This is a genomic window from Modestobacter sp. SYSU DS0290 (assembly GCF_054050955.1).
On sequence record NZ_JBJHAI010000031.1, the window covers coordinates 20130 to 36218 of the forward strand.

20 protein-coding genes are annotated in these 16089 nt (G+C 75.6%); 15 read left to right on the plus strand and 5 right to left on the minus strand.

The genetic code is table 11. The features are described 5' to 3' along the window. Positions 1-10: 10 nt before the first annotated feature. A complete protein-coding gene (glgC, locus tag ACI795_RS18470; RefSeq protein ID WP_457077049.1) occupies positions 11-1231 on the plus strand; it encodes a glucose-1-phosphate adenylyltransferase in 1221 nt (406 codons plus the stop codon). An 84-nt stretch (positions 1232-1315) separates the two neighbouring features. Then, complete coding sequence (locus tag ACI795_RS18475) at positions 1316-1798, plus strand: 2'-5' RNA ligase family protein (protein ID WP_457077050.1); 483 nt, start codon at positions 1316-1318, stop codon at positions 1796-1798. Between the two features lie 3 nt (positions 1799-1801). Here the strand turns inward: ACI795_RS18475 and ACI795_RS18480 are convergent, their stop codons facing one another. Then, a complete protein-coding gene (locus ACI795_RS18480; RefSeq protein WP_457077051.1) occupies positions 1802-2479 on the minus strand; it encodes an O-methyltransferase in 678 nt (225 codons plus the stop codon). A gap of 213 nt (positions 2480-2692) precedes the next feature. Between ACI795_RS18480 and sigE the strand changes: the two genes are divergently transcribed. The 6 genes from sigE to ACI795_RS18510 all read left to right on the plus strand — a co-directional run bounded on the left by sigE (position 2693) and on the right by ACI795_RS18510 (position 6958). Next, positions 2693-3295, plus strand: a complete 603-nt coding sequence (sigE, locus tag ACI795_RS18485) for an RNA polymerase sigma factor SigE (RefSeq protein WP_457077052.1) — start codon at positions 2693-2695, stop codon at positions 3293-3295. After that, the gene (locus ACI795_RS18490) at positions 3292-3888 is read left to right on the plus strand and encodes an anti-sigma factor family protein (RefSeq protein WP_457077053.1); all 597 of its coding nucleotides are present in this window, start codon (positions 3292-3294) and stop codon (positions 3886-3888) included. Before sigE ends, ACI795_RS18490 begins: the two co-directional genes overlap by 4 nt. A gap of 209 nt (positions 3889-4097) precedes the next feature. Beyond that, a complete protein-coding gene (locus ACI795_RS18495) occupies positions 4098-5489 on the plus strand; it encodes a S1C family serine protease (RefSeq protein WP_457077054.1) in 1392 nt (463 codons plus the stop codon). A gap of 107 nt (positions 5490-5596) precedes the next feature. Beyond that, entirely contained in the window at positions 5597-5992 is a 396-nt protein-coding gene (locus tag ACI795_RS18500; protein ID WP_457077055.1) for a twin-arginine translocase TatA/TatE family subunit, read from the plus strand. A gap of 85 nt (positions 5993-6077) precedes the next feature. Next, the gene (locus ACI795_RS18505) at positions 6078-6728 is read left to right on the plus strand and encodes a DUF2975 domain-containing protein (protein WP_457077056.1); all 651 of its coding nucleotides are present in this window, start codon (positions 6078-6080) and stop codon (positions 6726-6728) included. Beyond that, complete coding sequence (locus tag ACI795_RS18510; protein WP_457077057.1) at positions 6725-6958, plus strand: helix-turn-helix domain-containing protein; 234 nt, start codon at positions 6725-6727, stop codon at positions 6956-6958. The genes ACI795_RS18505 and ACI795_RS18510 overlap by 4 nt, the downstream gene beginning before the upstream one ends. Before the next feature lie 64 nt (positions 6959-7022). On the opposite strand, the gene ACI795_RS18515 is transcribed toward ACI795_RS18510, so the two are convergent. Further along, complete coding sequence (locus ACI795_RS18515; RefSeq protein ID WP_457077059.1) at positions 7023-8183, minus strand: Mrp/NBP35 family ATP-binding protein; 1161 nt, start codon at positions 8181-8183, stop codon at positions 7023-7025. Positions 8184-8344: 161 nt separating this feature from the next. Here ACI795_RS18515 and ACI795_RS18520 point away from each other — a divergent pair, with 161 nt between their 5' ends. From ACI795_RS18520 to ACI795_RS18535, 4 genes are read left to right on the plus strand one after another with little or no spacing between them, the layout of a single operon-like run. Next, the gene (locus tag ACI795_RS18520) at positions 8345-9043 is read left to right on the plus strand and encodes an AzlC family ABC transporter permease (RefSeq protein ID WP_457077060.1); all 699 of its coding nucleotides are present in this window, start codon (positions 8345-8347) and stop codon (positions 9041-9043) included. Then, positions 9040-9357, plus strand: a complete 318-nt coding sequence (locus ACI795_RS18525; RefSeq protein WP_457077061.1) for an AzlD domain-containing protein — start codon at positions 9040-9042, stop codon at positions 9355-9357. Before ACI795_RS18520 ends, ACI795_RS18525 begins: the two co-directional genes overlap by 4 nt. Positions 9358-9406: 49 nt before the next feature. Beyond that, positions 9407-10045 carry a DUF6518 family protein gene (locus ACI795_RS18530; protein ID WP_457077062.1) on the plus strand — a complete coding sequence of 213 codons (639 nt, stop codon included), beginning with the start codon at positions 9407-9409 and terminating at the stop codon, positions 10043-10045. A 10-nt stretch (positions 10046-10055) separates the two neighbouring features. Continuing rightward, positions 10056-10553, plus strand: a complete 498-nt coding sequence (locus ACI795_RS18535) for an AAA family ATPase (protein ID WP_457077063.1) — start codon at positions 10056-10058, stop codon at positions 10551-10553. Positions 10554-10555: 2 nt separating this feature from the next. Here the strand turns inward: ACI795_RS18535 and ACI795_RS18540 are convergent, their stop codons facing one another. Further along, the gene (locus ACI795_RS18540; RefSeq protein WP_457077064.1) at positions 10556-11098 is read right to left on the minus strand and encodes a DUF1003 domain-containing protein; all 543 of its coding nucleotides are present in this window, start codon (positions 11096-11098) and stop codon (positions 10556-10558) included. After that, entirely contained in the window at positions 11091-12329 is a 1239-nt protein-coding gene (locus ACI795_RS18545) for a magnesium transporter MgtE N-terminal domain-containing protein (protein ID WP_457077065.1), read from the minus strand. Before ACI795_RS18545 ends, ACI795_RS18540 begins: the two co-directional genes overlap by 8 nt. Before the next feature lie 23 nt (positions 12330-12352). Here ACI795_RS18545 and ACI795_RS18550 point away from each other — a divergent pair, with 23 nt between their 5' ends. The 3 genes from ACI795_RS18550 to ACI795_RS18560 all read left to right on the plus strand — a co-directional run bounded on the left by ACI795_RS18550 (position 12353) and on the right by ACI795_RS18560 (position 15233). Further along, a complete protein-coding gene (locus tag ACI795_RS18550) occupies positions 12353-13264 on the plus strand; it encodes a PhzF family phenazine biosynthesis protein (protein ID WP_457077066.1) in 912 nt (303 codons plus the stop codon). Continuing rightward, positions 13261-14187: a DMT family transporter gene (locus tag ACI795_RS18555; protein ID WP_457077067.1), complete on the plus strand. Its 927-nt coding sequence runs from the start codon at positions 13261-13263 to the stop codon at positions 14185-14187. Before ACI795_RS18550 ends, ACI795_RS18555 begins: the two co-directional genes overlap by 4 nt. Before the next feature lie 92 nt (positions 14188-14279). Further along, complete coding sequence (locus ACI795_RS18560; RefSeq protein WP_457077068.1) at positions 14280-15233, plus strand: HpcH/HpaI aldolase/citrate lyase family protein; 954 nt, start codon at positions 14280-14282, stop codon at positions 15231-15233. Between the two features lie 17 nt (positions 15234-15250). Here the strand turns inward: ACI795_RS18560 and ACI795_RS18565 are convergent, their stop codons facing one another. After that, positions 15251-15946, minus strand: coding sequence for a hypothetical protein (locus tag ACI795_RS18565; protein ID WP_457077069.1), 696 nt, complete (start codon positions 15944-15946; stop codon positions 15251-15253). Between the last annotated feature and the right edge of the window lie 143 nt (positions 15947-16089).

Below are 16089 nucleotides of genomic sequence, written 5' to 3' on the forward strand. Positions count from 1 at the left end.
CGGTCCGTCCATGCGTGGCGGTCCTCGAGTTCTCGGCATCGTGCTGGCAGGTGGTGAGGGGAAGCGGCTGGCCCCTCTCACCCAGGACCGGGCGAAGCCCGCGGTGCCCTTCGGGGGCAACTACCGGCTCATCGACTTCGTGCTGTCCAACCTGGTGAACGCCGACATCCGGCGGATCGCGGTGCTCACCCAGTACAAGAGCCACTCGCTCGACCGGCACATCACCACCGTGTGGCGGATGTCGACCCTGCTGGGCAGCTACATCACGCCGGTGCCGGCGCAGCAGCGGCTGGGCCCGCGCTGGTACACCGGCAGCGCCGACGCGATCTACCAGAGCCTCAACCTGATCTACGACGACCGGCCCGAGATCGTCGTCGTCTTCGGTGCCGACCACGTGTACCGGATGGACCCGGCGCAGATGATCGAGCAGCACCTGGCCACCGGCGCCGGGGTGACCGTCGCCGGGCTGCGGGTGCCGCGCAAGGAGGCCACCGCGTTCGGCGTCATCGACGCCGACGAGCACGGCAAGGTGCGCCAGTTCCTGGAGAAGCCGGCCGACCCGCCGGGGATGCCCGGCAGCCCGGAGGAGACCTTTGCCTCCATGGGCAACTACGTGTTCACCACCGACGCCCTGCTGGAGGCGCTGCGGGTGGACGCCGCCGACGAGAGCTCGGTGCACGACATGGGCGGGTCGATCATGCCGATGATGGCCGACGCCGGTGACGCCTACGTCTACGACTTCAGCAGCAACGTCGTGCCCGGCGAGACCGAGCGCGACCACGGCTACTGGCGCGACGTGGGGACGCTGGACGCCTACTACGACTCGCACATGGACCTGGTCTCGGTCAGCCCCATCTTCAACCTCTACAACGAGCGCTGGCCGATCTACACCCTGCCGCCGATGCTGCCGCCGGCGAAGTTCGTGCTCGGCGGCCGGGCGGAGGAGTCGATGGTCAGCGCCGGGGTGATCATCGACGGCGGGTCGGTGCACCAGTCGGTGGTCTCGCCCAACGTGCGGCTGGAGCGCGGCTCCCGGGTCGAGGGCAGCGTCCTGATGGACGGCGTGCACATCGGCGAGGGCGCCGTGGTGCGCCGGGCGATCCTGGACAAGAACGTCGTCGTCCCGCCGGGGGCGCAGATCGGCGTCGACCTGGACCGCGACCGCGAGCGCTACCACGTGAGCGCCGGCGGGGTCACCGTGCTCGGCAAGGGCGCCCGCGCCATCGGCTGACGAAGGACCCCCGTGCCCCCCGACCCTCGCTCCGCTCACGCCGGGACCCTGCACGGGGGCCGTTCCAGCACGTCACCATTGGTCGTGACGCTGCTGCTGGACGACGCCGCCCAGCGGCGGTTCGACCGGCTCCGCGCCGAGCACTTCCCGGCCGGGCGCAACCACCTGCAGGCGCACGTGACGCTGTTCCACGCGCTGCCGGGGGAGCACCTCGGTCAGGTGCGCGACGAGCTGCGGACGGCGGCCGCCCGGGCACCGTTCGACGTCGCCGTCACGGGGGTGCGGTTCCTCGGCCGCGGCGTCGCCTACGACCTGACCGCGCCCGAGCTGACCGCTGTCCACGGGCGGTTGGCCACGGCGTTCGCCGAGGTGCTGACCCGGCAGGACCAGCAGCCGTTGCGCGCCCACGTCACCGTGCAGAACAAGGTGGAGCCGGCCGCCGCCCGTGCGCTGCACGCGGAGCTGGCCGCGGCGTTCACGCCGGAGACGGTGCGCGCCCGCGGGCTCGGGTTGTGGCACTACCGCGGCGGCCCCTGGGACCCCGAGGCGGAGTTCCCCTTCGCCTGAGCGTCAGACCCGCCTCGTGCCCACGAGCAGGCCGGCGCCCACGGGCAGGACGGCGCTGGTGAGCGTCTCGTCCTCGCGGACGGTGCGGGCCACCTCCCGCCAGGCGACGGTCTGCTCGTCGCGGGCGGCGCGGTCCGAGATCCGGCCGTCGGCGAGCAGTCCGTGGCAGACCAGCGAGCCCCCGCGGTGCAGCAGCCCGAGGAGGCCGGCCAGCTGGCCGGACCACTCCAGCGGCGGGCCGGTGCAGACGACCAGGTCGTAGGCGCCGGGGGAGAGGCGGGGCAGCACCTCCCCGGGCGTGCCGAAGATCAGCCGGGTGCGGCTCTGCGGCACCCCGGCCTCGGTGTAGGCCCGCCGCGCGGCGCGGACCTCGGCCGGGTCGGCGTCCAGCGCGGTCAGCACACCGTCGCGCCGCATGCCCTCCAGCAACCACAGCCCGGCGACCCCGCCACCACTGCCCAGCAGGACCACCGAGCGGGCGTCGACCCCGGCGGCCAGCACGGCCAGCGTCGCACCGACCGCGGGCTCCACCGGCGGAGCGGTGCCGAACGCGAGCGCCGACGTCGTCGCCCGGTGCCGGGCGGTGGCCACCGCGGGGGGCTCGGCGGCGAAGCCGTCGGCGTAGGCCGCGGGGCTGGTCGAGGACGCTCCGGGGGAGGGCGGTCCGCCGGCGCTGGTCACCGCACGAGGGTAGAGGCGCCGACGCGGTCCGCGCCTGGCCGGGTGCCTTCCCTGTCAGCTGCCTGTGGGTCCGTCCGTTCGGGAACACCGCCTCGCCCGCCGGCCGTTGACCCGGACGTGCGTCTCTCGCGTACCGCCCGTCCGTCCGCCTCCTCCGACCGGCCCACCCCCGCTGGGGAGGTGTCGGCGTCGGCCGTCTGCGATCCTGGGGGCGTGACCGCACCGGACGCCGCCACCGGCGAGCGCCCCCTGCCCGACGCGGGTGTCCCCGCCGTCGACGGCTGGGTGGCGCCGACCTGGGAGCAGGTCGTCCGGGAGCACTCCGCCCGGGTCTACCGCCTGGCCTACCGCCTCTCGGGGAACCAGCAGGACGCCGAGGACCTCACCCAGGAGACCTTCGTCCGGGTCTTCCGCTCGCTGGCGGACTTCTCCCCGGGCACCTTCGAGGGCTGGCTGCACCGGATCACCACCAACCTGTTCCTGGACATGGTGCGGCGCCGGCAGCGGATCCGCTTCGACGCCCTGCCCGAGGACACCGAGCGGCTGCCGGGTTCGGCGCCTTCGCCCGAGCAGGTCTACGCCGACACCCACCTCGACCCGCAGGTCCAGGCGGCCCTGGACGCGCTGTCGCCGGAGTTCCGCGTGGCCGTCGTGCTCTGCGACATCGAGGGCCTGACCTACGAGGAGATCGCGGCGACCCTGGGCATCAAGCTCGGCACCGTGCGCTCCCGCATACACCGCGGCCGCGTGCAGCTGCGCGAGGCGCTGGCCCACCTGGCGCCCCACCGTCCGGTGTCCGCCGAGGAGGTCTCGTGAGCGTGAGCATCCCCGAGAGCCACCTGGCCCAGGAGGCGATCGCCGCCCTCGTGGACGGCGAGCTCTCCGGTGGGGCCGCCGGTCGTGCCGCCCGGCACCTGACCGGCTGCGCGCAGTGCCGGATGGCGGTGGCCGCGCAGCGGGAGGCGAAGTCCGCCCTCCAGCGCGACCAGGACGTCGCCGTCCCCGGTGACCTGCTCTCCCGGCTGAACGCCATCCCGTTCACCGCCGAGGTGAGCGGTCTCGGTGGCGGCGGCCTGAGCGCCGGCTCCGGTGGGCTCACCGCCTCCGGCGCGGGTGGCTCCTGGGCCATCCCGCTGACCCCGGCCAGCCCGCCGGCCCGCTCCGGGTCGGCCCGCTGGCTGCGCCGCGGCGTGACCGGGGCGCTGGCCGGGCTGGGCGTGGGGGTCGCGGTGCTCGCCGCCGGCCTGCCCGCCACCGACGACCCGACCCGGGAGGTGCCCCCGCCGGGGTCGCTCGCCGGGGAGGTCCGCGACCTGGTGCCCAGCGAGCGCACCGACGTCGTGCCGCCCGTGGTCCGCACGCTCACCGTCGGCTCGGCCACCTCGCTGCCCCCCGGCGGGACGCCCTGACCGAGAGCTCCGGCGGTCCGGACCGGCCCGGTGCCGGTGGGACGCCGCACGTCCCCGCCGCCGACCGGTCCGAGGAGCGCGCGGCCTACGCGCGCCCGGAGGGCACGACGGGTGCCTTCGCCGACGACCAGCCCCGCCTGCGCCCCGCCCCGGCCAGCGCCCCGCCGCCGCCCCCGGCGCAGCAGGCCGCGTTCGGCCGGCCGGGTGAGGTGACCGGCTCCTTCGCCGGCGGCCGCCCGTCGGCCCCGGCGCCCCCGCCTCCGCCCCCGCCGCCGGAGGCGGTGCTGCGGGCCTTCGCGCCCCGCGGCGGCGACCGCGGCCTCGGCGAGCCACCCGCTGGTCGTCCCGGCCCCCGCCGCACCGCGGCCGGCCCGTTCTGGAAGCGCGACGCGGAGAACGACCCGTGGCGCGATCCGCAGGCTCCCGCCGGCCTCGGCGCCCCGGCCGTGTACCCGGCCGAGGCCGACCAGCCCGGCCCGGTGGTGGTCGACGCGCAGGGGCGTCGCAAGGTGCGGCTGCGTGACCTGTCGGTGCGGCTCACCGTGCTGGCGCTGCTCAGCCTGCTCCTGGTCGGGATGGTCGGCGGCACCACCGCGTGGTGGCTGGGCCGGACCGTCGACGAGGAGCCGCTGCTGTCCCCGGACACCCGGCTCTCTCCGGTCTCGCCCGGCGTCACCCGCGAGCCCGGCTCCATCTCCGACATCGCCGCCCGGGTGAGCCCGGCCGTCGTCTCGATCGAGGTGCGGCTCGCCAACGCCGGCGCCACCGGCTCCGGCGTGGTCATCGAGGCCGACGAGGGCTACATCGTCACCAACAACCACGTCGTCTCCGGCGCCGCCGACGTCGAGGGCGCCGAGATCCGCGCGGTCTTCAGCGACGGCAGCGGGTCACCGGCGCGGATCGTGGGCCGTGACCCGGCGAGCGACCTCGCCGTCCTCAAGGTCGACAAGCCCGGCCTGGTCGGTGCGGCGCTCGGCGCCTCCGACGACGTCGTCGTCGGCGACGCCGTCGTCGCGATCGGCTCGCCGCTCGGGCTGGCCGGCACGGTGACCAGCGGAATCGTCAGCGCGCTCGACCGGCCGGTGCGGCTGGCCGGCGAGGGCAGCGACACCAACGCGGTGATCAGCGCGGTGCAGACCGACGCCCCGATCAACCCGGGCAACTCCGGCGGTGCGCTGGTCGACGCGACCGGTGCGGTCATCGGCATCAACACCGCGATCGCCTCGGTCGGTGGCGCGGGCACCACGGGCGGCTCCATCGGGCTGGGCTTCGCCATCCCGATGGACACCGTGCGGGACATCGCCGAGCAGCTGATCACCATCGGGTCGGCGGTGCACGCCTCGATCGGGGTGAACGCCCGCTCGGTCACCGACGGCACCCGCGACGGTGCGCTCGTGGTGAACGTCGAGCCGGGCGGCCCGGCCGCCGAGGCCGGCATCGAGGAGCAGGACGTCGTCATCGCGGTGGACGGCGAGCCGGTGGGCAGCTCCGAGGAGCTGGTCGTCGCCGTCGACGCGCACGAGCCCGGCGACACGGTCACCGTCGAGGTGGTCCGCGGCGGCAGCTCCCGGGAGCTGCAGGTCACGCTCGCCACGGCCTGAGCCGCTGCGCTGGACACCTGGTGTTGGGGCGGCGCTCGACTGGCTGACAGCTGACGCACCTACGCTGGACACGGCCGCGGCGCGCGGCCGGTCAGCGAGGAGGAACGGTGTTCGACTCGATCGGCTGGGGCGAGATCATCGTCCTGGCGCTGGCCGCGCTCTTCATCTTCGGCCCCGATCGGCTGCCCGGGCTGGCCAAGGACGCGGCCAGCGGGCTGAAGAAGGCCCGGTCGGCGGTCACCGGGATGCGCGGTCAGCTGCACGACAGCCTGGGCGAGGACTTCGACTCCCTGCGCGACATCGACCTGCGCCAGTACCACCCCAAGACGTTCATCCGGCAGCAGCTGCTCGCCGACGACGACGAGCCGGTCGCCCAGCGGGGGAGCGCCACCGGCAGCACCGGCCTGGCCGCCGCGGCCGCGGCCGGCGCCGCCCGCCCCTCCCAGGCCGGCCGCAGCCGGGACTCCTCCGTCCCGCCGCCGTTCGACTCCGACGCCACCTGACGCCGCCCGCGGACCTGGACACATCGACCGTCGATGGGCACACTGCACGCCCAGACACATCGAATGTCGATAACAGGAGAACGCCGTGGCGGAACGGACTGCCTACGCGGGGCCGCGTCTGATCGGGTTCCTGTGCACCGTGCTGGCGGCCGTCGGGATCATCGCCGCGGTGGCCGGGCCGGTGTACGCGATCAACGGCGCGACGCAGGCGCCGGCGACCGTCCGGGTGCCGGTGCAGCTCGAGGACGCCGGTCCCACGCCCGCTGACGGGCTTCTCCCGCTGCCGGTGGGCGGCCTGCCCGACACGGCGCAGGTCTCCGTGCTCAACGGCGGCGACCAGCTGCAGCTCGCCGCCTGGGACTCCACGATCCCCGAGCAGATGCTGTCCCGCGGGGACGCCGCCGTCACCGGCCTGGCCGTCGGTGTGGCCGCCTGGCTGCTGCGACCGTTGCTCGCGTCGGTGGCGGCCGGGCGCCCGTTCGGCAGGGGGAACGCCCGGCGGCTCGGGGGCCTGTCGGTGGTCGTGTTGGTGGCGGGGTACGTCGGCCCGCTGCTCCCGCAGGTCGGCGCGCTGCTCGTCCTCGACCGGCTGGGGCTCACCGACCCCGGGTCGCCGTTCGTCCTCGGGCTGGAGTTCTCGTTCGGCCCGCTGCTGGTCGGCCTGCTGCTGCTGGTCCTGGCCGAGGCATTCCGGCAGGGGGAACGGCTGGACCGGGACGTCGCGGGGTTGGTGTGAGCCCGGTCGACGCCGACGGGCACCGGGTGGTCTGCCACCTCGACGAGCTGCTCGCTGATCGTGGGCTCACCCTCACCGAGCTGGCGGAGCGGGTGGGGGTGACGGTGGTGAACCTGTCGGTGCTGAAGAACGACCGCGCCCGGGCGATCCGCTTCTCCACGCTCACCGCCATCTGCGATGCGCTGGACTGTCAGCCCGGCGACGTCCTCGGCGTTGCACCCGTTCGCTGAATGCGCGAGGCCCGGTCCCCCCGCGGGGGGACCGGGCCTCGCGATGTCGGTGCGGTCGCTCAGGTCAGCGGCGGACCGGGGTCAGCCCCAGCGACATGCCGGACAGGCCGCGCGAGCGCACCGTCAGCCCGTCGGCGATGGCGGTCAGCGCCTGCGCCGCCGGGGCGTCGGGTTCGGCCAGCACGATCGGGGCACCGGCGTCGCCGGCCTCGCGCAGCCGGGTGTCCAGCGGGACCTGGCCCAGCAGCGGCACCCGGGCACCGAGGGTCTTGGTGAGCGCGTCGGAGACCGCCTCGCCGCCGCCGGAGCCGAAGACCTCCATGCGGGAGCCGTCGGGCAGCTCCAGCCAGGACATGTTCTCGATGACCCCGACCACCTGCTGGTGGGTCTGGGTGGCGATCGCCCCGGCGCGCTCGGCCACCTCGGCGGCGGCCTGCTGCGGGGTCGTCACGACCAGGATCTCGGCGTTGGGCAGCAGCTGGGCGATGGAGATCGCGACGTCGCCGGTGCCGGGCGGCAGGTCGAGCAGCAGGACGTCGAGGTCGCCCCACCACACGTCGGCGAGGAACTGCTGCAGCGCGCGGTGCAGCATCGGGCCGCGCCACACCACGGGGGTGTTGCCCGGGGTGAACATGCCGATCGAGATGACCTTCACGCCCAGCGCCTGCGGCGGCATGATCATGTTGTCGACCTGGGTGGGCTTGTCGTCGACGCCCAGCATGCGGGGCACCGAGTGGCCGTAGATGTCGGCGTCGACGACGCCGACCGACAGGCCCTTCTTCGCCATCGCGGCGGCCAGGTTCACCGTGACGCTGGACTTGCCCACGCCGCCCTTGCCGGAGGCGACGGCGTAGACGCGGGTCAGCGAACCGGGCTGGGCGAACGGGATCACCGGCTCGGCGGCGTCGGTGCCTCGGACGGTCTTGCGCAGCTCGGAGCGCTGCTCGTCGCTCATCACGTCCAGGCCCACCTGGACCGCGGTGACGCCGGGGACGGCGCCGACGGCCTGGGTGACGCGGTTGGTGATCGTCTCGCGCATCGGGCAGCCGGCGACGGTCAGGTAGACCTCGACGCGCACCGCGCCCGGGTCGCCGCCGACGCCGATCTGCACGTCCTTGACCATGCCGAGCTCGGGCAGCGGACGGTTGATCTCCGGGTCCTGGACGGTCGCGAGGGCCGCGTTCACGGCGTCGAGCGCCGGCGAGCCGGTCAGCGTGTCGGACATGCGGGGTGAGTCTCCTTCGACGGGGAGCCCACGGGTGCCGGGCCCCCGTCCTGCGGAGGACCCACACGCGGGCGGCCCCCACTCTACGGCGGGTCGGGGGCGCACCCGGGCGGCGGAGGTGTGACCCGGGGAACCCCCCGGCGGTCACTAGGGTGCGCTGCGTGCCCCGCTCCGCCCGGTCCGCGACGCTGCGCGACGCCGTCGGGCTGGGCGCGGCCGTCGGCCTCTACGGAGTGGCGTTCGGTGCCGCCGCCGCGGGCGCCGGGCTGGACACCTGGCAGGCGCTGACCATGTCCGCGCTGATGTTCACCGGCGCCTCGCAGTTCGCCCTCGTCGGCGTCGTCGGCGCCGGTGGGGGAGCGGTCGCCGCCGTCGGCAGCGCCCTGCTGCTCGGCACCCGCAACACCGTGTACGGCGTCCGCCTGGCCCCGATGCTCGCGCCGCGCGGCTGGTGGCGGCGGGCCGGGGCGGCGCACTGGGTGATCGACGAGACGACGGCGATGGCCGTCGCCGCCCCCGACCGGGAGCTCGGCCGGCTCGCCTTCTGGGCCACCGGCGCGACCATCTACCTGGGCTGGAACCTGACCACGCTCATCGGCTCGATGGGCGCCGCCGCACTCGGGGAGACGGCGCAGGCGGCGCTGGACTCCATCGTCCCGGCGGCCTTCCTGGCCCTCCTCTGGCCACGGCTGCAGCGGACCGCGCGCGAGCCGTGGGTGCAGCGCCGGGTGGCGCTGGCCGGCGCGGTGGTCGCGCTGGCGCTCACCCCGGTCGTGCCCGCCGGCGCGCAGGTCGTGCTGGCGGTGGTGGCCGTCGCGCTGGTCGGCCGGCCGCGCCCCGTGCGGGAGGAGGCGGCGTGACCAGCGGAACGCTGTGGACCGTCGTGCTGGTCGCCTCGGTCGGCTGCTACCTGCTCAAGCTCGCCGGGCTGTCCGTGCCGGCCGCCTGGGTGGAGCAGCCCTGGGTCACCCGGATCGTCGAGTTCGTGCCGGCCGCGCTGCTCGCGGCGCTGGTCGCGGTGCAGGCGGCGACGTCCGGGTCCGACCTGGTGCTCGACGGCCGGCTGGTCGGGCTGGCGGTGGCGGCGCTCGCGCTGGCCCTGCGCGCGCCCTTCATCGTCGTCCTGGTGCTGGCCGGCGCCGCCGGGGCGCTGGTGCACGTCCTCGCCGGTTGACCCGGCGCGGCGGTCGTCGTACCGCGGCGCGCCCCGGCACGATCGCCGCGTGACGACGACGGTGACGGGGACCCGCAGTGCGGCCTCCCGGCTGCTGGCCTGCGCGGGGCTGGGGTCGCTCGCCGGGGTGCTGGCGAAGGCCGGCGACGAGTCGGGCTGGCGCTGGGCCGCCGACCTGGGCACCTACCCGGCGGCCTGGGTGCTCGCGGTGGCGCTGATCGGCCGGCTGGCGCCGTCGGTGCGCGCCGCCGCCGTCCGGGCCGGCGTCTTCTTCGCCGCGATGACCGTCGCCTACTACACCTGGGCCGCGTTGGTGCTGGACTTCGGCTGGTCACCGCGGCTGCTGGTCGCCTGGCTGCTGCTGTCGGCCACCGCGGTCCCGGCCACCGGCGCGGTGGTGCACTGGGCCACCCGCCGGTCCGGCTGGCTCCCGGGGGCGCTGCTCGGTGTCCCGGCCGGGCTGGTGCTCGGCAGCGGCGCGGCCCGCCAGCTCTGGCTGACGTGGGTGCAGCCGAACCCCGCGTTGCCCGACCGCCCGGTGCAGGTGGTCGCCGAGGTGGTCACCGCCCTGGTACTGGTGGCGGTGCTGCCCGCCGACCGCCGCACGCGGGCCTGGGCCGCCGTCCTGGCGGTGCCGGCGCTGCTGGTGGCGGCCGACGTGCTCGACCTGCTGCACCGGGTGGTGTGAGGTGGCGGGCGTGCTCGTCGTCGTCGGTGGCCTGCCCGGGGTGGGCAAGACGACGGTCGCCCGAGCCGTGGCGGCGGCCCTGCCGGCGGCGCACCTGCGGATCGACGCCTTCGAGACGGCGCTGGTCCGCCAGGGGCTGGTCACCGGCCCGGACGACGTCGGCCCGCACGGCTACGGGCTCGCGCTCGCCGCAGCCGACACCTGTCTCGCCGCCGGCACCGACGTCGTCGTCGACGCGGTCTTCGACGTCGCCGCGGCCCGCCGGCCGTTCCGCGACCTGGCCGCCCGGCACGGCGCACCCGTGCACTGGCTGCGGCTGATCTGCACCGACCGGGCCGAGCACCGGCGCCGGGTGGAGCAGCGGGTCGCCGACCTGCCCGGGCACACCGTGCCGACCTGGGCGCAGGTACGGGACCGGCGGGTCGACCAGTGGCACGAGCGGCACACCGTCGTCGACACCGCCACCGGCGACCCGGTCGCCGCGGTGCTCGCTGCCGTCCGGGGCTGAGTTCAGCCGACCGGGTCGGGCGCGGCGTCGCGGCGCTTCTTCTCCTTCTTCTCCCGCTTCCGGTCCTCGCCGTCGTCGGGCACCAGGCGGTTCAGCTCGCCGCGGATGAAGTCGCGGGTGGCCAGCTCGCCGATCGACACCCGCAGCGAGGCCAGCTCGCGGGCCAGGTACTCGGTGTCCGCCCGGTTCTGCACGGCGCGCGCCCGGTCCTCCTCGGCCTGCACCCGGTCGCGGTCGGCCTGCCGGTTCTGCGCCAGCAGGATCAGCGGCGCGGCGTAGGCGGCCTGGGTGGAGAACGCCAGGTTCAGCAGGATGAACGGGTACGGGTCCCAGCGCAGGCTCACCGCGGTCACGTTCAGCACGATCCAGACGATCACGATGATCGTCTGGACGGCGAGGAACCGGCCGGTGCCCAGGAACCGGGCGATGCCCTCGGCGAACTTGCCGACCGCATCGGGGTCCAGCCGCAGGAAGCTGCCCAGGGTGCGCGCGCCGCGCGGCTGGTCGAGGCGCAGGTCGGCCCGGCGGTCGGCGGACTCAGCCACGGCGGGACCGCTCGCGCCAGTCGTCGGGGAGCAGGTGGTCGAGCACGTCGTCGACGCTGACCGCACCGACCAGGTGGCGCTGCGCGTCGACCACCGGGGCGGCCACCAGGTTGTAGGTGGCGAAGTACCGGGTGACCTCGGCCAGGGGCGCCTCCGGGCGCAGCGGGTCCATGTCGTCGAGCACGCCGCTGACCAGCGAGGACGGCGGTTCCCGCAGCAGCCGCTGGATGTGCGCCAGGCCCAGGTACCGGCCGGTGGGGGTGGCCGACGGCGGCCGGCAGACGTAGACCTGGCTGGCCAGCGCCGGGCTGAGCTCGGGCACCCGCACCCGGGCGAGCGCCTCGGCGACCGTGGCGTCGGGGGCGAGGATGACCGGCTCGCTGGTCATGATGCCGCCGGCGGTGTCCTCGGAGTACTTCAGCAGCTGGCGGACCGGCTCGGCCTCGTCGGGCGCCATCAGCTCCAGCAGCCGGTCGCGGTCGACGTTGGACAGCTCGGCGAGCAGGTCGGCGGCGTCGTCGGGGTCCATCTCCTCCAGGACGTCGGCCGCGCGCCCCTCGTGCAGGGTGCCCAGGATGGTGATCTGCTCGGACTCGGGCAGCTCCCCGAGCACGTCGGCCAGCCGCTGGTCGTCCAGCGCCTCGGCCACCTCGTGCCGCCGCTTGATCGGCAGGTCCTGCAGCGCGTGGGCGACGTCGGCGGCGTTGAGCTCGCGGTAGGTGGCGATCAGCGTCTCCGCGCTCTGCCCCGTCTCCGGCAGCGACAGCCCGCCGACCTCGTCCCAGGCCAGCTGCTGCAGCTGACCGCGCCGGCCCAGCCGGCCGGGCTCCTGCACCGCCAGCCGGGACACCACCCAGTCACCGGTGCGGGTCTGCTCGATCGCGGCGTCGACGACGGTCGCGGGGCGGCCGGACTCGTCGATCGTGACCCGGCGGTCCAGCAGCTCGCCGAGCACCAGCGTCTCCCCGGCGCGCTGCTCGAAGCGCTTGAGGTTGACCGTGCCGGAGGCGAGCGTGACCGAGCTGGCGTCCAGCCCGGTGACCCGGCCCATCGGGCAGAAGATCCGGCGCCGGGCCACCACCTCGACGATCAGCCCGAGCACCCGCGGGGTGGAGCTGCCCACCCGCAGGGCGACCAGCACGTCGCGCACCTTGCCGACCCGGTCGCCGTTGGGATCGAAGACGGTCAGCCCGGCGATCCGGGAGACGTATGCCCTCGTCACCGTCGTCACGAGGGGAGGCTACCGTCGCGCGGGTGAGCAGCCTGGCACCTGAGGGACTGGCACCTGGTGGAGCGGCACCTGATCGGCTGGCCTACGAGGTGGTCGACGTGTTCGCCCCCCGCGCCTACGCGGGCAACCCGCTGGCCGTCGTCCTCGACGCCGACGCGCTGACCACCGAGCAGTGCCAGGCGCTGGCCTTCGAGTTCCACCTGTCGGAGACCTCGTTCCTGTGCGCGCCCACCCCGGGCTCGGGCGCCGACTACCGGGTGCGGATCTTCACCCCGTTCGCCGAGCTGCCCTTCGCCGGCCACCCCAGCGTCGGCGCCGCGCACACCCTGGTGCGCACCGGGCGGCTGCCGGCCGGGCAGCTGCGGCAGGAGTGCGCCGTCGGCGTGCTCGACCTGACCGTCGACGACGACGGCGCCGTCCTCGGCGGCGGCGAGCCCACGCTCACCGACGCCCCGGACCCGGCGGCGATCGCCGTCGCGCTCGGGCTGACCGCCGCCGACCTGGCCGGCCCGCCCGCGCACGTGGCCGGCTGCGGGCTGCCCTTCACCTACCTCGCGGTGCGCCCCGACGCCGTCGACCGGGCCCGGCCCGACCAGGCCGCGCTGGACCAGCTCGGCGTCGGCGAGGGGATCTCGGTGCTCAGCTGGGACGCGGACAGCGCGACCGCCTACGCGCGGGTCTTCGCCGGTGACCTGCGGTGGGGCGAGGACCCGGCCACCGGTTCGGCCGCGCTGGGCGCCGGGGTGTGGCTGGCCGCCGTCGGGCTGGTGCCGGCCGACGGGACGGCGCGGTACACGATCCGCCAGGGCGAGCAGCTGGGTCGCCCGTCGCTGCTGGAGTGCACGGTCACCACCGCCGGTGGGCGGGCCACCGCGGCCACCGTCGCCGGCGCCGTCGTCCCGGTCGCGGCCGGCACCATCCGGGTCCCGGCATGAGCACGGCCGCCGCGCCGGCCGCTGCGTGGGCGGTCACCCGGCCCGGCGGGCGGGACGCGGCGCTGATGGCCGTCGCGGTCGTCGGCGTCTCCTTCTCCGGGCCGCTGACCGCGCTGGTGGCCACCTCGTTCCTGGCGATCGCGTTCTGGCGCAACGCCGCGGGCGCGGTGCTGCTGGTGCCGCTGCTGGTGCGGGAGCGCTCCGCGCTGGCCGGCCTGCGGGTCCGCCAGCTGGGCAGCTCCGTGGTGGCCGGGCTGTTCCTCGCCGCGCACTTCGCCGCCTGGCTGCCCAGCCTGTCGATGACCACCGTGGCCGCCTCCACCGCCCTGGTCACCACCACACCCATCTGGACGGCGCTGGCCGCGCGGGTCTCCGGCGTGCAGCTGCCGCGGCAGGTGTGGGCCGGGCTGGCGCTGGCGGTGCTCGGCGCGGCGCTGATCGCCGGGGTCGACGTCGCCGTCTCCTGGGAGGCGCTGGCCGGCGACGGGCTGGCGTTGCTCGGCGCGGTCTGCGCCGGTGGCTACATGCTCGCCGGCGCGCGGGCCCGCACCCGGCTGAACACCTCGGCCTACGCCGTCGTCTGCTACTCCACCTGCGCGCTGGCCCTCGCCGGGGCAGCGCTGGTCGCCGGGGTGCCGCTGGTGGGGTTCAGCGCCCGCGACTGGTGGCTGATCGCGGCGATCACCGTCTGCGCGCAGCTGCTCGGGCACACGATCCTCAACGAGGTGCTGTCCACGGTGGGCCCGACCGTCGTCGGCCTGGCGATCCTGCTCGAGGTGCCCGGCGCCCTGCTGGTCGCGCTGGTGCTGCTCCAGCAGGTGCCGCCGCTGCTGGCCCTGCCCGGGATGCTCGCCGTCGTCGTCGGGGTCGCGCTGGTGGTGCGGGCCGGCCGCCCGGCGACGGTGACCGAACCGGTCACCTGACGAAGGTCGGCGGACCCCGACCAGAGCGGCCACCGGCTCGTCACCGTCGCTACTGTCCGGTCCCGCACCGTCGTCGGCAGGAAGAAAGCACCGTGGCCGAGCTCCGATCCCGTCGTTCCAACCTCGCCGTCCCCGGCAGCAACCCCCGGTTCCTGGAGAAGGCCAAGGGGCTGCCCGCCGACCAGGTGTTCCTCGACCTGGAGGACGCCTGCGCGCCGCTGGCCAAGCCCGGCGCCCGGAAGAACGTCGTGGCCGCGCTCAACGAGGGCGGCTGGGGCGACAAGACCCGGGTGGTCCGGGTCAACGACTGGACGACGGAGTGGACCTACCGCGACGTGATCGAGGTGGTCGAGGGCGCCGGGGCCGAACTCGACTGCCTGATGCTGCCCAAGGTCGTCGGCGCCGCGCAGGTGCAGGCGCTGGACCTGCTGCTCAGCCAGGTCGAGCGGGCCAACGGCCTGCCGGTGGGGCGGATCGGCATCGAGGCCCAGATCGAGAGTGCGCGGGGCCTGCGCGAGGTCCACGCGATCGCCGCTGCCAGCCCTCGCGTCGAGACGCTCGTCCTCGGTCCGGCCGACCTGATGGCCAGCCTGAACATGAAGACCCTCGCGGTCGGTGCCCTGCACCCGGACTACCCCGGCGACCCGTTCCACTCGGTGCTGATGACGATCCTGGTGGCTGCGCGCGCCGCCGGGGTGCAGGCCATCGACGGGCCGTTCCTGCAGGTGCGCGACGTCGACGGGTTCCGCGAGGTGGCCCGGCGCTCGGCGGCGCTGGGCTTCGACGGCAAGTGGGTGCTGCACCCCGGCCAGATCGAGGCCGCCAACGAGGTCTACGTCCCCTCGCAGGAGGACTACGACCACGCCGAGCTGATCCTGGACGCCTACGCGTGGTCGACGTCGGAGGCCGGTGGCGCGAAGGGCTCGGCGATGCTCGGCGACGAGATGATCGACGAGGCCAGCCGGGCGATGGCGCTGGTGATCGCCGGCAAGGGCCGCGCCGCGGGGCTCACCCGGACGTCGTCCTTCACCCCGCCCGGGACCTGAGCCGGGCGGGAGGCGGGTCAGCCGCCGATCGCCCCGGCGGGCAGGGCGGCCATCCGGGTGGCGATCGACCGGCCTGCTGCCGCGGTGACCGCCGGGTCCTCCCCGATCAGCACCGAGAGCACCGGGCCGGTGGCCTGCGCCAGGACGACCTGGGTCGTGCCGTCGGGGAGCCGGTACTGGAAGACGACGCTGTTGTCGGCCAGCCCCTCGGCGCTCGGGGCGGTCTCGAAGGTGTACTGCTCCTCCGGGCAGCGGCTGAACGCCTGCACCAGCTCCTGCACGGCGGCCCCGGCCGCGGTCGGTGAGTCGTAGGCGATCGCCTCCGAGGACAGCTGCGGGGTGCCCGTCCCGTCCAGGCCGACCACCGGCTGCTTCGACGTACGCCGGGCCTCGGAGGTGAAGGTCTGACCGCAGATGCCGGTCAGGCTCGGGTTCGCGGCGAGGTCGGCGTCGGCGGGGAGCGGGTTGGCCTGCACCGACCAGCCCTCGGGGAGGTCGCCGGCGCGGAGGGCGACGGCGACCGCGGCCTCGGCCGGGTCCTGCGCCGCAGCCGGATCGGCCGTGGCCGCGGCGGCGGCCGCGTCACTCGCCGCCGTCGGCTCCGCGGTCCCGGGGCTGACCGCGGCGGCTGGCTCCTCCGACGACGAGCCGCAGCCGGTCAGCGCGAGCACTCCGGTGGCCAGCGCGGCGATCAGGGCACGGCGGAGGGGCACTGGTCCGACGGTAGGCCTCCCCGAGCACAGTCGTGGGGGGGGGGGGGGGGGGGGGGGGGGGGGGGGGGGGGGGGGGGGGGGGGGGGGGGGGGGGGGGGGGGGGGGGGGGGGGGGGGGGGGGGGGGGGCGGCGGGCGGGGTGCT